Source organism: Cognatiyoonia sp. IB215182 (assembly GCF_033963905.1).
GTDB lineage: Bacteria > Pseudomonadota > Alphaproteobacteria > Rhodobacterales > Rhodobacteraceae > Yoonia.
The window spans coordinates 222,941-238,202 of the sequence record NZ_JAXBMB010000002.1 but is presented as its reverse complement, the minus strand read 5'-3'; the positions used below and the strand labels follow the sequence as shown (position 1 = coordinate 238,202).

16 protein-coding genes are annotated in these 15,262 nt (G+C 57.6%); 12 read left to right on the top strand and 4 right to left on the bottom strand.

Going from position 1 to position 15,262, the window contains the following annotated elements:
- Positions 1-64 precede the first annotated feature (64 nt).
- Positions 65-1,549: an FAD-binding domain-containing protein gene (locus SLH47_RS04860; RefSeq protein ID WP_320238253.1), complete on the top strand. Its 1,485-nt coding sequence runs from the start codon at positions 65-67 to the stop codon at positions 1,547-1,549.
- Between the two features lie 3 nt (positions 1,550-1,552).
- On the opposite strand, the gene SLH47_RS04855 is transcribed toward SLH47_RS04860, so the two are convergent.
- Positions 1,553-2,908 (bottom strand): mechanosensitive ion channel family protein, encoded by a 1,356-nt coding sequence (locus tag SLH47_RS04855; protein ID WP_320238252.1) that lies wholly within the window; start codon positions 2,906-2,908, stop codon positions 1,553-1,555.
- A gap of 199 nt (positions 2,909-3,107) precedes the next feature.
- Here SLH47_RS04855 and SLH47_RS04850 point away from each other — a divergent pair, with 199 nt between their 5' ends.
- Positions 3,108-4,097, top strand: a complete 990-nt coding sequence (locus SLH47_RS04850; RefSeq protein WP_320238251.1) for a calcium-binding protein — start codon at positions 3,108-3,110, stop codon at positions 4,095-4,097.
- 12 nt (positions 4,098-4,109) lie between these two features.
- On the opposite strand, the gene SLH47_RS04845 is transcribed toward SLH47_RS04850, so the two are convergent.
- Positions 4,110-4,592, bottom strand: a complete 483-nt coding sequence (locus SLH47_RS04845) for an outer membrane protein (protein ID WP_320238250.1) — start codon at positions 4,590-4,592, stop codon at positions 4,110-4,112.
- Positions 4,593-4,962: 370 nt separating this feature from the next.
- Here SLH47_RS04845 and leuC point away from each other — a divergent pair, with 370 nt between their 5' ends.
- From leuC to SLH47_RS04820, 5 genes are all read left to right on the top strand, one after another.
- Positions 4,963-6,366, top strand: a complete 1,404-nt coding sequence (gene leuC, locus SLH47_RS04840) for a 3-isopropylmalate dehydratase large subunit (RefSeq protein WP_320238249.1) — start codon at positions 4,963-4,965, stop codon at positions 6,364-6,366.
- Between the two features lie 35 nt (positions 6,367-6,401).
- Entirely contained in the window at positions 6,402-6,824 is a 423-nt protein-coding gene (locus SLH47_RS04835; protein WP_320238248.1) for a hypothetical protein, read from the top strand.
- Between the two features lie 90 nt (positions 6,825-6,914).
- Entirely contained in the window at positions 6,915-7,520 is a 606-nt protein-coding gene (leuD, locus tag SLH47_RS04830; protein WP_320238247.1) for a 3-isopropylmalate dehydratase small subunit, read from the top strand.
- 356 nt (positions 7,521-7,876) lie between these two features.
- Complete coding sequence (locus tag SLH47_RS04825) at positions 7,877-8,677, top strand: hypothetical protein (protein WP_320238246.1); 801 nt, start codon at positions 7,877-7,879, stop codon at positions 8,675-8,677.
- Positions 8,678-8,697: 20 nt separating this feature from the next.
- Positions 8,698-9,699, top strand: coding sequence for an endonuclease/exonuclease/phosphatase family protein (locus SLH47_RS04820; protein WP_320238245.1), 1,002 nt, complete (start codon positions 8,698-8,700; stop codon positions 9,697-9,699).
- Here SLH47_RS04820 and SLH47_RS04815 read toward each other — a convergent pair.
- Positions 9,625-10,536, bottom strand: coding sequence for an NAD-dependent epimerase/dehydratase family protein (locus SLH47_RS04815; protein WP_320238244.1), 912 nt, complete (start codon positions 10,534-10,536; stop codon positions 9,625-9,627). The genes SLH47_RS04820 and SLH47_RS04815 overlap by 75 nt on opposite strands.
- Before the next feature lie 93 nt (positions 10,537-10,629).
- On the opposite strand from SLH47_RS04815, the gene SLH47_RS04810 reads away from it, so the two are divergent.
- The gene (locus tag SLH47_RS04810) at positions 10,630-11,526 is read left to right on the top strand and encodes a LysR family transcriptional regulator (RefSeq protein ID WP_320238243.1); all 897 of its coding nucleotides are present in this window, start codon (positions 10,630-10,632) and stop codon (positions 11,524-11,526) included.
- On the opposite strand, the gene SLH47_RS04805 is transcribed toward SLH47_RS04810, so the two are convergent.
- Positions 11,523-12,128, bottom strand: a complete 606-nt coding sequence (locus tag SLH47_RS04805; RefSeq protein ID WP_320238242.1) for a helix-turn-helix transcriptional regulator — start codon at positions 12,126-12,128, stop codon at positions 11,523-11,525. The genes SLH47_RS04810 and SLH47_RS04805 overlap by 4 nt on opposite strands.
- Positions 12,129-12,229: 101 nt before the next feature.
- Between SLH47_RS04805 and SLH47_RS04800 the strand changes: the two genes are divergently transcribed.
- From SLH47_RS04800 to SLH47_RS04785, 4 genes are all read left to right on the top strand, one after another.
- On the top strand, positions 12,230-12,646 hold the full coding sequence (locus tag SLH47_RS04800; protein ID WP_320238241.1) for an SRPBCC domain-containing protein: 417 nt from the start codon (positions 12,230-12,232) through the stop codon (positions 12,644-12,646).
- Positions 12,643-13,059: a DUF6855 family protein gene (locus SLH47_RS04795; protein ID WP_320238240.1), complete on the top strand. Its 417-nt coding sequence runs from the start codon at positions 12,643-12,645 to the stop codon at positions 13,057-13,059. The genes SLH47_RS04800 and SLH47_RS04795 overlap by 4 nt, the downstream gene beginning before the upstream one ends.
- A gap of 79 nt (positions 13,060-13,138) precedes the next feature.
- Positions 13,139-14,242 carry a 3-isopropylmalate dehydrogenase gene (gene leuB / locus SLH47_RS04790; protein WP_320238239.1) on the top strand — a complete coding sequence of 368 codons (1,104 nt, stop codon included), beginning with the start codon at positions 13,139-13,141 and terminating at the stop codon, positions 14,240-14,242.
- Between the two features lie 2 nt (positions 14,243-14,244).
- Positions 14,245-15,210: a DMT family transporter gene (locus tag SLH47_RS04785; RefSeq protein WP_320238238.1), complete on the top strand. Its 966-nt coding sequence runs from the start codon at positions 14,245-14,247 to the stop codon at positions 15,208-15,210.
- Positions 15,211-15,262 lie beyond the last annotated feature (52 nt).

The window sequence follows — 15,262 nt, the reverse complement described above, 5'->3', positions numbered from 1 at the left end:
TCGCGAGCGCCGCGCGAGGCGTGCCACCGTGGCTTTTTGCAAGGTCACGGCTATTTCCCACGGCATGACAAGCATCCTTTGGTTCAAGCGCGATTTACGGGTCGTGGATCACCCGGCTTTGGCTTTTGCCGCCGCGCAAGGTCCGGTTCTACCGCTTTATGTATTTGAGCCGGAATACTGGGCCGAACCTGATGTGTCGGGGCGGCAGTTTGCGTTTCTCTCGGAGAGCGTTGCTGATCTGCGTGAGCAGCTCTCGAGGATCGGGCTCACGCTTTGTGTGCGCGTCGGTTCCGTTTGCGCGGTCTTGGAACACTTGCGCACGACCCACGGTGTCACACGCCTTGTCAGCCATGAAGAGACGGGTAATGCTTGGACTTATACGCGCGACCGCGCGGTTGCTGATTGGGCGCGGGGGCAGGGGGTTACCTGGACGGAACTTGCGCAATCTGGCGTTATCCGCCGTCTGAACGGACGTGATGGCTGGGCCAAGGCGCGCAACGCCTTTCTGCGGCAGGATCAGGTGACTGTACCTGAGAATGCTCAAGGTGTCACCGTACCGTCAGACGATGTGCCTGCGTTGATCCAGCCTGATCATTGTCCAGAGCGTCAATTGGGTGGTCGACAGATGGCATTGTCGGCACTCGGCGGTTTTCTGGCCGAACGTGGGCGAACGTATCGCGGCGATATGTCGTCGCCCCTAAGCGGTGAAACTGCGTGTTCGCGCCTCTCTCCCTATCTTGCTTTCGGCTGTCTGTCGGGGCGCGAAGTGGCACAGGCCGGTGCCGCGCGGCAGCGTGAGGTTAGTGGCGATTGGGCGAAGTCCTTGAAATCCTTTCAGTCCAGGTTGGCCTGGCGTGACCATTTCATGCAAAAGCTGGAAGATGAGCCGCAGCTGGAAACGCGGTGTCTGCATTCAGCCTATGATGGGTTGCGCGGCGATGATCGGGCCCGCCGGGAGGCGTGGGAGAAGGGCGAGACGGGCATGCCATTTGTCGATGCGTGTATGCGGTATCTGGCGGCGACCGGTTGGCTCAATTTCCGCATGCGGTCGATGGTGATGGCCGTGGCGTCATATCATTTTTGGCTGGATTGGCGGCAGACAGGGCTGCATCTGGCACGGCAGTTCACGGATTACGAACCGGGAATACACTGGCCGCAAACCCAGATGCAATCGGGCACCACCGGCATGAATACCATACGTATCTATAATCCGATCAAACAGGGGTGGGATCAGGACCCCAAAGGCGTGTTCACTCGAAAATGGGTGCCGGAACTCGCCGATGTGCCTGACAAATATCTGCAAGAGCCGTGGAGATGGGAAAGGGCGGCATCGCTGGCTTACCCTGGCCCAATCGTGGATGTCGCCGAAGCAGCTCGGCATGCGCGCAGTAAGATCTATGGCGTGCGCAAAGGTCAAACCTTTCGCGATGAGGCTGCAAAAGTGATCGACAAACATGCCAGCCGAAAAGACCCGCAAGGACATTTCGTCAATGATCGATCCCCCCGTCAAAAGCGGCCCGATCCGCGTCAGCGCGCCTTCGATTTCTAGCTGCTAGGGGTTGGGCGTTGCCGGTTTTGGCATCTCGCCTTCCAACACCTTCACTTCGCGCTGCGGGAACGGGATGCTGATCCCGTTTTCCTGAAAAGCGTCCCAAAGGGCGAGATACACGTTGCCGCGGATATTCGTCAGACCTCCGGTTGGGTCCTTGATCCAGAAGCGCAGAATGTAATCCACCGAGCTGTCGCCGAAATTGACGATATGACAGACGGTGTTCCGATTGGTGAGGACGCGATCCACGCTCTGTGCCGCTTCAATGGCGATCCGCCGGACGTCATGCGGATTGTCATGATAGGCCGTTCCGAAATAGATATCGAGCCGGACAAATTCATTGGAATGGGACCAGTTGACCACCTGACCCGTGATCAGATCTTCATTCGGGATAAGGTACTCTCTCCCGTCACGCGTGACGACCGAGACATAACGTGCGCCAAGTGAATTGATCCAGCCGAACGTGTCCCCAAGGCTGATCACGTCACCCGGCTTGATGGACTTGTCGAGCAGGATGATCACGCCCGAGACGAGGTTGGAGACAACCTTTTGCAATCCAAAGCCGATGCCTACGCCAATCGCACCGGACAGCACGGCCAGCCCTGTCAGATCGATGCCAAGCGCCCGGACACCCAAAAAGAAGGCAGCACCATAAAAGGCGACCTGCACACCCTTGACGATCAGCACCTGCATTGATGGGCTGATATCTTCGTTCGCTTTGATCCGGCTCGACGTGGTTTTTGTCAGAAAACGCGCGAGGGTGATCAGCACGCCAAGAATGACGAGGGCCTGAATAAGCAACAGAAGCGAAAAACGGATCTCGCCCACCGTAAACCCCGCGCTGTCCAGCAATTGCTCAGCTGGTTCCAGCAGGTTCAGGATCAGGAGCGTGACGTATGCCCACGCGCCATAGCGAACGAATTTGCGCAAAGTGGGGCTTTTGATCAGGCGGGTCAGGAAGACAATCGTCAGCCATGCAAAGGCCAGCGTTCCGATAATGCTAAGCAGATAGCTGCGGCTGGGCCATGTGACCTCGCGCATTACAAAGATGGTGGCCCAGATCAGTCCAACAAAGAAGATCGCCCGCAATCGCTGATGAATGATAGCAAGAATGCGCAGACGCCATTTCGGCCAATCATGGCGCGCGCCCATCCATGCGCGAATGCGCGGCCCAAGAACTGCACGCAGGATATGGGCCAGCAACAAGAGTGCCAGCGCGATCCCGATTTGATAGAGGTTCCAGGTGCGAAGCAGACCTTCAATTGTTGCCTGAACTTGCCCCAGAACATCGCTGCCAATGCTGATGACCTCGTCAAAGTCGCGCCGCGTCTCCGCGACCGCATCGTCGGGGCCTCTCATGACAACATGGCGCGACATGCAGGTCCTTATCAAATTGCATCAAGTACTTGAGCTTTGCATGGGCAGGCTGCGGCAAGCAAGCACGGTGCCTCAATCTGGCCAAATGGCAACGGTAGTAACCATAACCAAAGGATCATCTTGTTGGGTTTTTACCTGCGCGTTAACAAGTTCTTAACTATCAATCGGCGGAGCGTGTCGTATGGACATTACACTTCTTCTTGCGTTGCTGGGGCTTAGCGTGTTGGTCATTCCGGCATTGGGGGGAGATGACGATGGCGACGATGATGAGCTCAACGAGATTAACGGCACACCCGAAAACGACGAAAATCTGAATGGGACCGAAGGCAACGATCTCATCTTTGGCTTTGCCGGGGATGATACGATCAATGCGCTTGGCGGCAACGATACAATCAGGGCCGGTGCCGGTAACGACACCGTTAACGGCGGTGATGGTCGGGATTTCATCTTTGGCTTTGACGGCAACGACACCATCAACGGCGGCGACGGCGCGGATAAGATCCAAGGCGGCGAAGGCAATGACCGTATCGATGGCGGCCGCAACGCCGACGACATTGATGGCGGACCCGGCAATGACATCTTGCTGGGCGGCGCACCGGCTGTCCGTGGCCCCGATGGCGAGCCGATCATCGATACGTTGCGCCGTGACGATGTGGATGGCGACGATGGGGACGACACGATATTCATCTGGGGCGGACGTGGTGAGGCAGAAGGTGGCGAAGGCGACGACACGCTGGTTCTGGTCACCGGGCAAGGCACGCTGAGTGATGAATTTGGCGGTGCTACGGACTTCGTGATCCTCGCCAACGCGCAGGATGAGACAATTCCCACCCGCGGCACGATCACCGAATTCAACCCAGTTCAGGATACATTGACCCTGACGGTTGATGGTGACCTGGGCGGCGGCGATGCCCCAGAGGTCGAATTCATTTTGCGCGAGGAAACGCGGTTGGAAGGCAATACGCCGGTCTCAGGCATCTTTGTGCTTGCGCAAATTGCCGATGGTGAACCAGATGTAGAAGGCAGCGAAGGTGCGGGCGTTTTCCTGCGCGGCGCGACACTTGCAGGCCTCGATGGCGCCGAAATCAATGTCGTCTTCACCGACAACGCGGATTACTTCGATCCAATATCGACGCTGGAAGATGTTCAAGAACAGCTCGCTGCCACCTAACGGTTCCTGACGTCAGAATGCGTAACTTGCCCGCAAGCTAATCCCCTGCGCCAGAGCGTCGTCGGATGATGTGTCGAAGATTGTGATCTGGCTTTTGTATTGCAAACCAATGGTCACGTTGTCGCTGTAGCGGTAGTCGAGCCCGAGCTTGAAAAGCGCCTGCAGGTCCAGATCGTCATCCTCTTCCGTCACACTGTAGCTTCCGCCATAGCCCACATATGGCATGATGTCATCAAAGTCCCAGCCCAGCCGAAAGCTGATGCCAGTAAAATCCAGCCCAGCCTCTGCACCATTGCTCGTATCACCCAGCAAGGTGTCGTATCCGATTTCAATGCCGGGAACGACCCTACCGATTTGGTATTGAAATCCCGCGAAGGCTCCGGCGATTGGCGCGCTGTCGATCCCACCGACCTCTCCCCCAACGTAAAGACCTGTCCATTCAGCGGTTGCGAAACTTGGCCAGCTGATCAGTGCGGCGAGGGCGGTTGTTTTCATCAAGTGCGTCAAAGTCGTTGCTCCGTTGTTGTGACGCTTGCGTAAGTGCTTATTCTGGCGATGAAAATTCACGTTTTGTGCCAGATTGAAATCGATGAGCATCGCACAACCCTCACGGATTTTATGGACTTGTGCCGTCGCTTTGATGCGGCTGTGAACGAGGCCATATTTTGTTGGCGTTGCGGCGCTCTTGCAGCAAAACCGGCGGCGGTGTAATTAACGCAACATGAAAATGGTTTTTGACATGGATGATCGCGCGCGCCTGCCTTGGCGTTTTTTTGGCGCGTCTTGCACGATCCGCGCACGGGGCTGAAGAACTGTCATTTGACTTAAACGACAAACTGACATTCTGACAAAACGGGAGAGGACAATGTCCCCCAAAACGCTCTATGATAAAATCTGGGACGCGCATGTCGCCCATGAAGCCGAAGACGGCACCTGCCTGCTTTATATCGACCGCCACCTTGTGCACGAAGTGACCAGCCCGCAGGCCTTTGAGGGGCTGCGCATGGCAGGCCGCAAGGTGCGTGCGCCGGAAAAAACCATCGCCGTGCCGGACCACAATGTGCCGACGACTGTGGGTCGGGAAGACCCCAAAAACATGACGGAGGATAGCGCCATTCAGGTGGCAGCACTCGACAAGAACGCCAAGGATTTTGGCATCCACTATTATCCTGTCTCCGATGTCCGTCAGGGCATCGTGCATATTGTCGGTCCCGAACAGGGCTGGACCCTGCCGGGTATGACGGTTGTGTGCGGTGACAGCCACACGGCGACCCATGGCGCCTTTGGTGCGCTCGCGCATGGGATCGGGACATCCGAGGTGGAACACGTGCTGGCCACGCAGACGTTGATCCAGAAGAAATCCAAGAACATGAAGGTCGAAATCACGGGCAAGCTGCGCCCCGGTGTGACGGCCAAGGACATCACCCTGTCGATCATTGGCGCCACCGGCACCGCGGGCGGCACCGGCTATGTGATCGAGTATTGCGGCGAGGCGATCCGCGATCTTAGCATGGAAGGGCGGATGACCGTCTGCAACATGGCCATTGAAGGTGGCGCGCGGGCTGGTTTGATTGCGCCGGATGAAAAGACGTTTGAATACTGCAAAGGTCGTCCGCATGCGCCTAAGGGTGCGCAGTGGGAAGCGGCAGAGGCCTATTGGCGCACGCTCTATACTGATGAGGGCGCGCATTTCGACAAGGTCGTGACGTTGAAAGGCGAAGATATTGCTCCCGTCGTGACTTGGGGTACGTCGCCCGAAGACGTATTGCCCATTACGGCGACCGTTCCCGCTGCTGAGGATTTCGAAGGCGGCAAGGTCGGCGCGGCGCAACGCTCCCTCGATTACATGGACCTCAAGCCCGGCACGCCTTTGTCGGAGATCGAGATCGACACCGTCTTTATCGGCTCCTGCACCAATGGACGGATCGAAGATCTGCGCGCCGCTGCGGCGATCCTGAAAGGCCAAAAGATCGGGGTGAAGCGGGCGATGGTTGTCCCCGGCTCCGGCCTTGTGCGTGCACAAGCCGAAGAAGAGGGGCTCGCGGACATCTTCAAAGAGGCCGGTTTCGAATGGCGCCTTGCGGGCTGTTCGATGTGCCTTGCCATGAACCCTGACCAGCTTGCTCCGGGCGAACGTTGTGCTGCGACGTCGAACCGCAATTTCGAAGGGCGTCAGGGCCGTGGTGGGCGGACACATCTGATGTCGCCAGCCATGGCGGCGGCCGCTGCGATTACCGGAAAACTGACGGATGTACGGGAGATGATGTAATGCGTTTGGTTGTTGCCCTGTTTTGCCTTTTACCAATGGCTGCCTTTGCCCAAAGCACTTGGGACACCTGGGAGGCCGATGGAAAAACAATTGCAGGGATTTGCAACGACGACGTCAATGAAACATGCGTTGTGGTCTATTGCGAGATTGCCAATGGTGGCGCGCAGATCGCCTTTGTCAGCGTAGGGGCCTGGGCCGTCCAGGCCGGTGCTGAAGAGGCGATGGTCCTGCGCATTGGTGCCGGCGATCCTCAGATCATCAAGGGTGAGATCGCATCGGCGCCGGGTTTTGGCCTGGAATTCTATGCCGTTGCGGCACCGCTTTCACCGTCGCAGATCAGCGGATTGCGGGCCAGTTCCAAGTTCGACCTTGCTGTACAAAACGGTGCGGCAACAAGCCTGCCGCTCTCCGGTTCATCTGCAGCGATCAGCCGCGCGCTTGCTCCTTCCTGCGGTTAGGACCGCAAGACGCTCAACGCAAAATGAATATCTGGGCGGCCGCCGCATTCGCATCGCGGCCCGCCTGACAGATCAAAAAGGACTAACTTTATGAAGAAGTTCACCAAGCTCAGCGGTGTGGCCGCACCTTTGCCACTGGTCAATATCGACACCGATATGATCATCCCCAAACAGTTTCTGAAGACGATTAAACGCTCCGGTCTGGGTGTGAATTTGTTTGATGAAATGCGCTATGATGATGATGGAAAGGAAATTCCGGATTTTGTGCTGAACAAGCCGCAATATCGTGAGGCTGAAATCCTTGTTGCCGGGGACAATTTCGGCTGCGGATCATCGCGGGAACACGCACCTTGGGCCATCGCCGATTTCGGCATCACATGCGTGATCGCGCCAAGCTTTGCCGACATCTTTTACAACAATTGCTTCAAGAACGGCATTCTTCCCATCGCCTTGCCGCAAGAGCAGGTGGATGTCCTGATGCAGGATGCCGAGAAAGGATCCAATGCGCGGATCGAAGTTGATCTTGAGGCACAAACCATCACGTCATCGGATGGTCAGGTTTTCCGGTTTGAGGTTGATGCTTTCAAAAAGCACTGCCTGCTGAATGGTCTGGACGATATCGGTCTCACGCTCGAAAAAGTCACGGCTATCGATCAGTTTGAAACGCAAGCCAGCGCTGCACGCCCTTGGGTTTAGCCTGACGCGAGGGCAATGGTAGGCCAGCCCGATTTTGCCTTGCGCAGGGCTGGCTTCCACCCTAAGCCGTTTATGTTTTTCCTGTTGCGCGTTATGGTTGATGTGGTCTTCGTTTTGAAGCTGATAAGTGTACTCATACACGTCATCCGGGCATCAAACCATTGGACAACGGGTTCCATATAGCTAGTTTTAAATTGTAACGATTTTTGATGAGGTTGGCGCTTTGCAACAGGGGCTGACCCCTGACTGCGATGTAGATATACGACAAGACAGGGCTGCGCCTGAAGTCGCGTTGCCCTCGAAAGGGTTGATAGGCAGTGTTTGCTCGACTACCAGGTGCAATCGCACGAGCGATCATGGTCGTAATGCTTATCGTGATGCCTTCTGCGCTGCTTGCGGCAGGTGTCGATGACAATACCCAGATTATCGCATTGGTTGCGATCTTTGCGGCACTTTTCACAATCGTCGAATACAGCGCGAGTAGCCCCAGCCTTGTTGAGTTCCGCGATGCGCCACCCTTCAATCGCGTGAGATTCTCGGCCCTTTTCGCGACAGTCTTCTGCCTGTCGGTAATCTTTCGCGGGTATGAGAGCCCATCTGCCATCACCGATGCATTTCAAGCGAGCGGCACCCAGATTGGCGCGACGATCGACTTTCCGTATTCGCCCGTGAGGCTGATGGTGCTAATGATGCCACCGGATGCCGACCCTGCGGTTGTGCAGAAATTGCGCGATGCGGCGGGGCTAAGCTATCTCATTTCGCTGATCTCAATTGTGTCGTTCATTATCATGTTGCGGTTGCAACACTGGCCACGCAGAGGCGGCGCCTTTAACGTCTGGATAAATCTACCCACATTTGACCCCACCGCGGGTGGTGACGTTGTTCAACGCCTGCAACGCGATGGTCGTATTAACACTGTGTTAGGCTTTTTGCTGCCATTTTTGATCCCGGCGGTGCTCAAACTCATCTCGCTTTTGGGAACGCCGATCCGTTTTGATAATACCCACACGCTGATCTGGACAGTGACGGCATGGGCCTTTTTGCCAGCAAGCATTCTGATGCGTGGCGTCGCACTCAGCCGCGTCGCACAGATGATCCATATGCAGCGCAAGCGCGCCTACGAACGCGCCGCAGACGACGATATGCAAGCGGCCTGATCGTCGCCGCGCTATTGCCCGTGATTGCGGGTGCAGAGACCTATCGCATCGCGACATTTGCCGCCCCGCTCAGCCGTGATGGGCCGGGCCTTCTGCTGCGGGATCTGCTGAAAGGCGAGGATGCGCAGATTGCAGCGATTGCGTCAGTGATTGATCACGTTGATCCCGACATTCTGGTGCTCACGGATTTTGACTATGATTTGGAAGGTCGAGCGCTCACTGCATTTGCTGCGCAATTCGGCGACCGCTATCCACACCGCTTTGCCCGCCGTCCCAATACTGGCATGGCAACGGGGCTGGACCTTGATCAGAATGGTCGCACGGGCGAAGCGCGGGATGCCCAGGGCTATGGCCGTTTCGCCGGTGATGGTGGGATGGCGATATTGTCCGCCTGGGCCATTGATGCGGCTGCAATGGTCGATCACTCAACGCTTTTGTGGCGCGACCTGCCGGACGCCAGCTTCCCGCGCACAGTTGAAGGTGAACCCTTTTTGCCGAAGGAGGAGCAGGCGATACAACGCCTGTCTCATGCTGGTCACTGGATCGTGCCGATTGATTTGCAGGGTGACGGTCACGTGAACATCCTTGCCTTTGCCGCGACACCCCCTGTCTTCGACGGGCCAGAAGACCGCAACGGCTTGCGCAATCGCGATGAACTCAGGCTTTGGGAGGTTGTGCTTGACGGTGGATTTGGCCCACCGCCGGAGCGTTTTGTCGTTGCCGGAAACGCCAATCTTGACCCCTTAGCCGGTGACGGTCTGTCGGACGCAATGGCCGCCTTTCTTGCGCGACCCGACCTGCAGGACCCGCTGCCCAGCCTGCCAACCGCCGACTGGGCTGACGATGGGCCGGGCGACCTGCGGGTCAGCTACGTGCTGCCTTCGACCGATTGGCGCGTTGTGGATGCGGGCGTGTTCTGGCCCGCGCCGGACGCTGCTGATGCAACCTTACTTGGCGAGGACGGGTTGTCGGCGGGTGTGCACCACCTCGTCTGGGTCGATATCACGCGGCAGTCCCGCTAGCATCACCGTTTCCAGATCGGTCGGCTCAAACTGCGGCAGCACTTTGTTGAACTTGTCGGAACCTATGGTGTGCGACATGGCAAAGAGATAGCGCATCTCGCGCAATTCACGCGCCAATTCCCAGAACGGGCTGAGCATTGTCATCAGCCACCACGGAAAGCGTGTGACCCGCACGGATCGGTGCAAATGGCGCTCAACACAATGCTGCAGATCGGCGGAGGTGAAGGCATGCCCGGGAAATGGGATATCCTCAAACTGTGAAAGCTGAGCGCGCTTTTCGGCAAGGGCCAGCGCGGCGCGTCCCCAATCCGGCATAAAGGCATAGGCCTGCATGGTTGCGGGGTCGGCGGCGGCGGTCAGTCGGCCCTTTTTGATATCGCGCATCATCAGCGAGCTCATGATATCGCCATTGCCATGCGGATCGATGAAGTTGCCCGCGCGCAGAATGATCGTCTGCACACCTGACGCACGGTAGCTTTCTTCCATCGCGATCCTGATCTTGCCCTTGCGTGTTTGGGCGTTGTGGTGCGTATTCTCATTCAACTCGCCCGGCTGATCGCCATAGACGTAGATGTTGCCGGGGATGATGACTGTCGCACCGCTGGCCTTAGCTGCCGCGATCACCTGATCGGTGATGGCGGGGATGTTGCGGGCCCAGTCGTGATAGTTGGGTGGGTTCAGGCCGTTGACGATCACGTCCACTCCTTGAGCTGCCGCCACCATGTCCCCATTTGCCCGGTCATAATGGCGGACCTCCCATCCTGCGTTCCAGAATGCGTCCGCGGCATGGCTGCCGACCTTGCCTGAGCCACCTAAAATCAAAACACGCTGTTGCATCTTTTTGCTCCTGATGATCGCTTGCGGCCAATATCCTCCATTCAGAAATCGAAATGAATTGCGAGAATTTGCAGATCATGTATTCATAAATGAATGGATAAATCGCTGCAAATGCTTGATTGGTCGCTGGTGCAGGCCTTTCTGGCCGTCGCTGAAACCGGCAGTTTGTCGGGTGCGGCGCGCCAGTTGCATACAAGTCAGCCAACGCTCGGCCGCCAGATCAAAGCGATGGAGACGCAGCTTGGGGCCGAACTGTTTCATCGACAGGCGCGTGGTCTGGCGCTGACCTCCACCGGCGCTGACCTTGTCGCACCGGCAGAGGCGATGCGCGATGCGGTGCAACAGATCAGCCTGCGTGCAGCGGGCCAGCAGGCGCAGTTGGAAGGCACGGTGCGGATCACGGCCAGTGTCGCCACCGCCTCTATCCATCTGCCGCCCATCATCGCCGAGATGCGCAGGCTAGAGCCTCAGATTGCCATCGAACTGGTCCCGAGCGATGACACGACCAACTTGCTTTATCGCGAGGCCGATATTGCCGTGCGTATGTACCGTCCCACGCAGCTTGAACTGGTCACGCAGCATCTTGGCGAGGTGCCTTTGGGTATCTTTGCGGCAAAGTCGTATCTGGCCGAACGCGGGGTGCCACGGGACCTGACAGCCTTCGCGCAGCATGATTTTGTGGGCTACGACACCAATCCGGCGATCATCGACGGGTTCAAGCAATTCGGCACAGCTGTTGACCGTGATTTCTTCAAGACCCGGTGTGATGACAACATGGCCTATCTGGCGCTTTTGCGGGCCGGTTGCGGGATTGGCTTTGCCCAACTCAGCATCGGTTATGCAGACCCAGAACTGGTCGAGATCGATATGGGGATAGAACTGCCGACCCTCCCGATCTGGCTGACCGCACACGAAGCTATGCGCCAAACCCCCCGGATCAGACGCGTCTGGGATCTGCTGGCTGAGGGGTTGAGGCCTCTGGTGACCTAATCGCCGACCGCCCCATCAAACCGATGGGCCGAAATGTTGATGTCGCCACATGTCTGAACAGCGATCATCGCGTCCGATAACTGATCCGTCACGACCCACGCACGCCCATCATAGGTCAATGCGATGGGATGAAGCGTTTTCGCTTGATCGGTATTCACATTCACCCGTACGATCCGCTTCTCACGAACTGCCAGGGCAAATGCGGCCACCCTTTCATCAGGTTTCGGTGACATCTCAAATGTAACGGGAAACTGCGCGCCCGCGCGTTCGGTTGTTGCGCGTACTTTGTCAGGAAAGCTCTCGATCAGCTTGCTGCGCGCCCTTGAAAACGCGCGTTGCATGCCAAGGGCTGCGATTGCTGGGTTTTGCGTGCTGAGCACCACGCCAAGGCTTTCCGCCTCTTCTTGGTCGAGCCCGGTCAGCCGCGTCCGATAGTTAAAACCCAACTCAATCCCGCCCTGATTACCCTGAAAAACGATGATCGGCAGTCCCGCCTCGGTCATCGCGTCCACATCGCGCAGGATAGTGCGGGTCGAAACCTCAAGCGCAGTGGCTAGCTGGTGCGAGGTCATGCGCCCCCGGTTCTGCAGCAACAGGAGCATTTGCAATAATCGAGAGGCGCGCATGAGATGAATTTCAAATATGACAGCAGACGTCATATTAGGCTTGGTAACACGGCGCGTGTCAATAATGAGGACCCGTCATGAAATCATTCAAGGTTACGCGCCAGATCGACGCGCCTGCTTCCAAGGTCTGGAGCATATTGTCGGACCCGGCGCAGTTGGCAACGCCCGAATTCGGGATCGTGTCGGTCTCTGGTCAGATTGCACCGAATGGCCGCATCACGCTCGTGTCTGAGATCGATCCGAAGCGGAGCTTTTCGTTGCAGGTCAGGGATTACCAGACCAATCACAGCATGATCTGGACGGGAGGTTTGCCACTTGGCCTATTCACCGGGCGGCGGGCATTCCGGTTACAACCACAGGAAGGTGGCACATTTTTCACCATGGAAGAACGGTTCACAGGTGCCCTTGCCGGGCTTTTCACCAAGCACATGCCTGATCTGACCGCCTCATTCGAAAAGTTTGGTGATGCGTTGAAAGAAAGGGCTGAAGCATGACGCGAGTAACTTTTGGAACTGGCGTTCCGGGTGACCCATGGTTGCTTAAAACACCATCGCTCACCTCTGAGTTTGAGGTATGGAAAGACGCTGAGACCGATCCGCCCGCTCTGGTGGTCCAGGTGGGCAAGACACGCCTGTCCTACCAGTACCGCGCTATCGATGATGCGTATCAGATGCTGAAAGCCCATGGCGACTGGATGCCACTTGGTAATGCGGATGAGGAGAAGTCTACGAAATCCGGCACGCTTGAGGATTGGGCGCGCAGTGCGGACAACCCGGTTGGGGGCTACTACGGCTTGCGCAAAGGGTATCGCGGACGCTTTGCCAATTACGTGTCACCGGTGCTGGAAATGCTGGGGATCGCCGAACTGGAACACAACGCGCGTAACAATCGTATTCGCGCAAGATAAGGCGCGCTGGCAGATCGCTTGCACATCCTAGCCGGTCGGGCTACGCCCCGTGGCAACGCAGTTGTCAAGGAAAGCGCACATGTCCAATCCCTCTCTTTTGATCCTCGCTGGCGACGGTATCGGCCCGGAAGTCATGGACGAGGTAAAACGGATCATCGCGTGGCTTGGTGACAAGCGCGATCTGACCTTTGATGTGTCTGAAGATCTCGTCGGCGGGGCTGCCTATGACGCGCATGGCGTGCCCTTGCACGACGATACGATGGCCAAGGCGCAAGAGGTGGATGCGGTGCTGCTCGGCGCTGTGGGCGGGCCGAAATACGATGATCTGGACTTCAGCGTAAAGCCGGAACGTGGCCTTCTGCGCTTGCGCAAGGAAATGGACCTGTTCGCCAACCTGCGCCCGGCGCAGTGTTTTGACGCGCTCGCCGATTTCTCGTCGCTCAAGCGCGATGTGGTCGCGGGCCTTGATATCATGATCGTGCGCGAACTGACCTCTGGCGTCTATTTCGGCGAGCCACGCGGCATTCATACCGAGGACAACATGCGCGTCGGTATCAACACCCAGCGCTACACTGAGGCCGAGATCGAACGCGCCGCTCGCGCCGCCTTTGACCTCGCCATGAAGCGGAACAAAAAGGTCTGCTCGATGGAGAAGGCCAATGTGATGGAAAGCGGCATCCTCTGGCGCGAGGTCGTGACCGAGGTGCTTGCTGATTACCCGGAAGTTGAGCTCAGCCACATGTACGCCGATAACGGTGCGATGCAGCTGGTGCGTGCGCCCAAGCAGTTTGATGTGATCCTGACGGACAACCTCTTTGGCGACATCCTGTCGGATTGTGCGGCGATGCTGACCGGCTCGCTCGGTATGCTGCCCTCTGCCTCGCTCGGCCTGCCGATGGCCAACGGTCGACCGAAGGCCATGTATGAACCGGTCCACGGCTCTGCCCCCGACATCGCGGGGCAGGGCAAGGCCAACCCGATTGCCTGCATCCTCAGCTTCGCGATGGCGCTGCGCTATTCATTCGATGAAGGGGCAGAGGCCGACCGGCTGGAAGCGGCCATCGAAAAGGTCCTCGCCGATGGTGCCCGCACAGGTGATCTGATGGGTCCAGAGGGCGGCACGCCGCTCAGCACCAAAGAGATGGGTGATGTGATCATCAAAGCGTTGGACGCGAGTCTCTGATCATGTCCCCCAACGCCAAAGGTGCCGTTCTCGCGCTTCTCGCCTTTGGCGTCTTTTCGACCCACGACGTGGTGGTCAAAGTGCTCGGTGGCACCTATTCACCGATCCAGATTGTCTTCTTCAGCGTGCTCCTGAGCTTTCCGCTCGCCACGATCATGCTGATGCGAGATGCCAAGCCCGGGACGCTGGTGCCCGTCCATCCTTGGTGGCTGGCCCTGCGCACAGTTGCAGCGGTGATTACGGGCGTCTCCGCGTTTTACGCCTTTTCGGTTCTGCCGCTGGCGCAGACCTATGCGATCCTCTTCGCGTCACCTTTGCTGATTACGGTTCTGGCCATTCCCGTTCTGGGGGAAACTGTCCGGCTACGCCGTTGGCTCGCGGTCATTGTGGGCCTGGTGGGTGTGCTCGTCGTGCTGCGTCCTGGGCAAACGGAGCTCTCACTTGGCCATCTCGCGGCCCTCAGCGCCGCCGTGGGGGGATCGGTCGCGTCAATTATCGTCCGCAAGATCGGTGCAGATGAGCGGCCTGCGGTGATGTTGCTCTATCCGATGGTCGTGAATTTCGTGCTGATGGCCTGCGCCTTGCCGTTTGTCTATCAGCCGATGCCAATTGAGCATCTGGGGCTTTTGGGCGTCATCGCGGTCTTTGCTTGGACCGCAAGCCGCCTTGTCATCGCTGCCTATCAGTCGGGAGAGGCGGCCATTATCGCGCCGATGCAATATAGTCAGATCGTCTGGGCCACGCTCTTTGGATTTTTCTTCTTTGATGAGGTGGTCGATACGGCCACGGGGGTGGGGGCTGCAATCATCATCGCGAGCGGTCTCTACATCGTGCTGCGCGAAAGCCGCAGTGGCGCATCCGAGAACACGCCTGTCTTGCGCACCCGCTCACGATCCGAGACGGCGACGACGCCGCGCGTATCATTGTTCATGAGGATTGCCGGCAAGACACCACCGCGCAAGGATTGAGGGGAAAAATCTGCGTGACGCAGATTTTTCTGTCCGACCCGCTCAAATAACG

Excerpts from the sequence above, each read along its gene's own strand:
- leuB (WP_320238239.1), top strand. The coding sequence starts at position 13,139 with ATGTCCAATCCCTCTCTTTTGATCCTCGCTGGCGACGGTATCGGCCCG.
- SLH47_RS04800 (WP_320238241.1), top strand. The coding sequence starts at position 12,230 with ATGAAATCATTCAAGGTTACGCGCCAGATCGACGCGCCTGCTTCCAAG.
- SLH47_RS04855 (WP_320238252.1), bottom strand. The coding sequence starts at position 2,908 with ATGAGAGGCCCCGACGATGCGGTCGCGGAGACGCGGCGCGACTTTGAC.
- SLH47_RS04825 (WP_320238246.1), top strand. The coding sequence starts at position 7,877 with ATGGTCGTAATGCTTATCGTGATGCCTTCTGCGCTGCTTGCGGCAGGT.
- leuC (WP_320238249.1), top strand. The coding sequence starts at position 4,963 with ATGTCCCCCAAAACGCTCTATGATAAAATCTGGGACGCGCATGTCGCC.
- SLH47_RS04835 (WP_320238248.1), top strand. The coding sequence starts at position 6,402 with ATGGCTGCCTTTGCCCAAAGCACTTGGGACACCTGGGAGGCCGATGGA.
- SLH47_RS04785 (WP_320238238.1), top strand. The coding sequence starts at position 14,245 with ATGTCCCCCAACGCCAAAGGTGCCGTTCTCGCGCTTCTCGCCTTTGGC.
- SLH47_RS04850 (WP_320238251.1), top strand. The coding sequence starts at position 3,108 with ATGGACATTACACTTCTTCTTGCGTTGCTGGGGCTTAGCGTGTTGGTC.
- SLH47_RS04860 (WP_320238253.1), top strand. The coding sequence starts at position 65 with ATGACAAGCATCCTTTGGTTCAAGCGCGATTTACGGGTCGTGGATCAC.
- SLH47_RS04810 (WP_320238243.1), top strand. The coding sequence starts at position 10,630 with ATGGATAAATCGCTGCAAATGCTTGATTGGTCGCTGGTGCAGGCCTTT.
- SLH47_RS04795 (WP_320238240.1), top strand. The coding sequence starts at position 12,643 with ATGACGCGAGTAACTTTTGGAACTGGCGTTCCGGGTGACCCATGGTTG.
- SLH47_RS04815 (WP_320238244.1), bottom strand. The coding sequence starts at position 10,536 with ATGCAACAGCGTGTTTTGATTTTAGGTGGCTCAGGCAAGGTCGGCAGC.
- SLH47_RS04805 (WP_320238242.1), bottom strand. The coding sequence starts at position 12,128 with ATGCTCCTGTTGCTGCAGAACCGGGGGCGCATGACCTCGCACCAGCTA.
- leuD (WP_320238247.1), top strand. The coding sequence starts at position 6,915 with ATGAAGAAGTTCACCAAGCTCAGCGGTGTGGCCGCACCTTTGCCACTG.
- SLH47_RS04845 (WP_320238250.1), bottom strand. The coding sequence starts at position 4,592 with ATGAAAACAACCGCCCTCGCCGCACTGATCAGCTGGCCAAGTTTCGCA.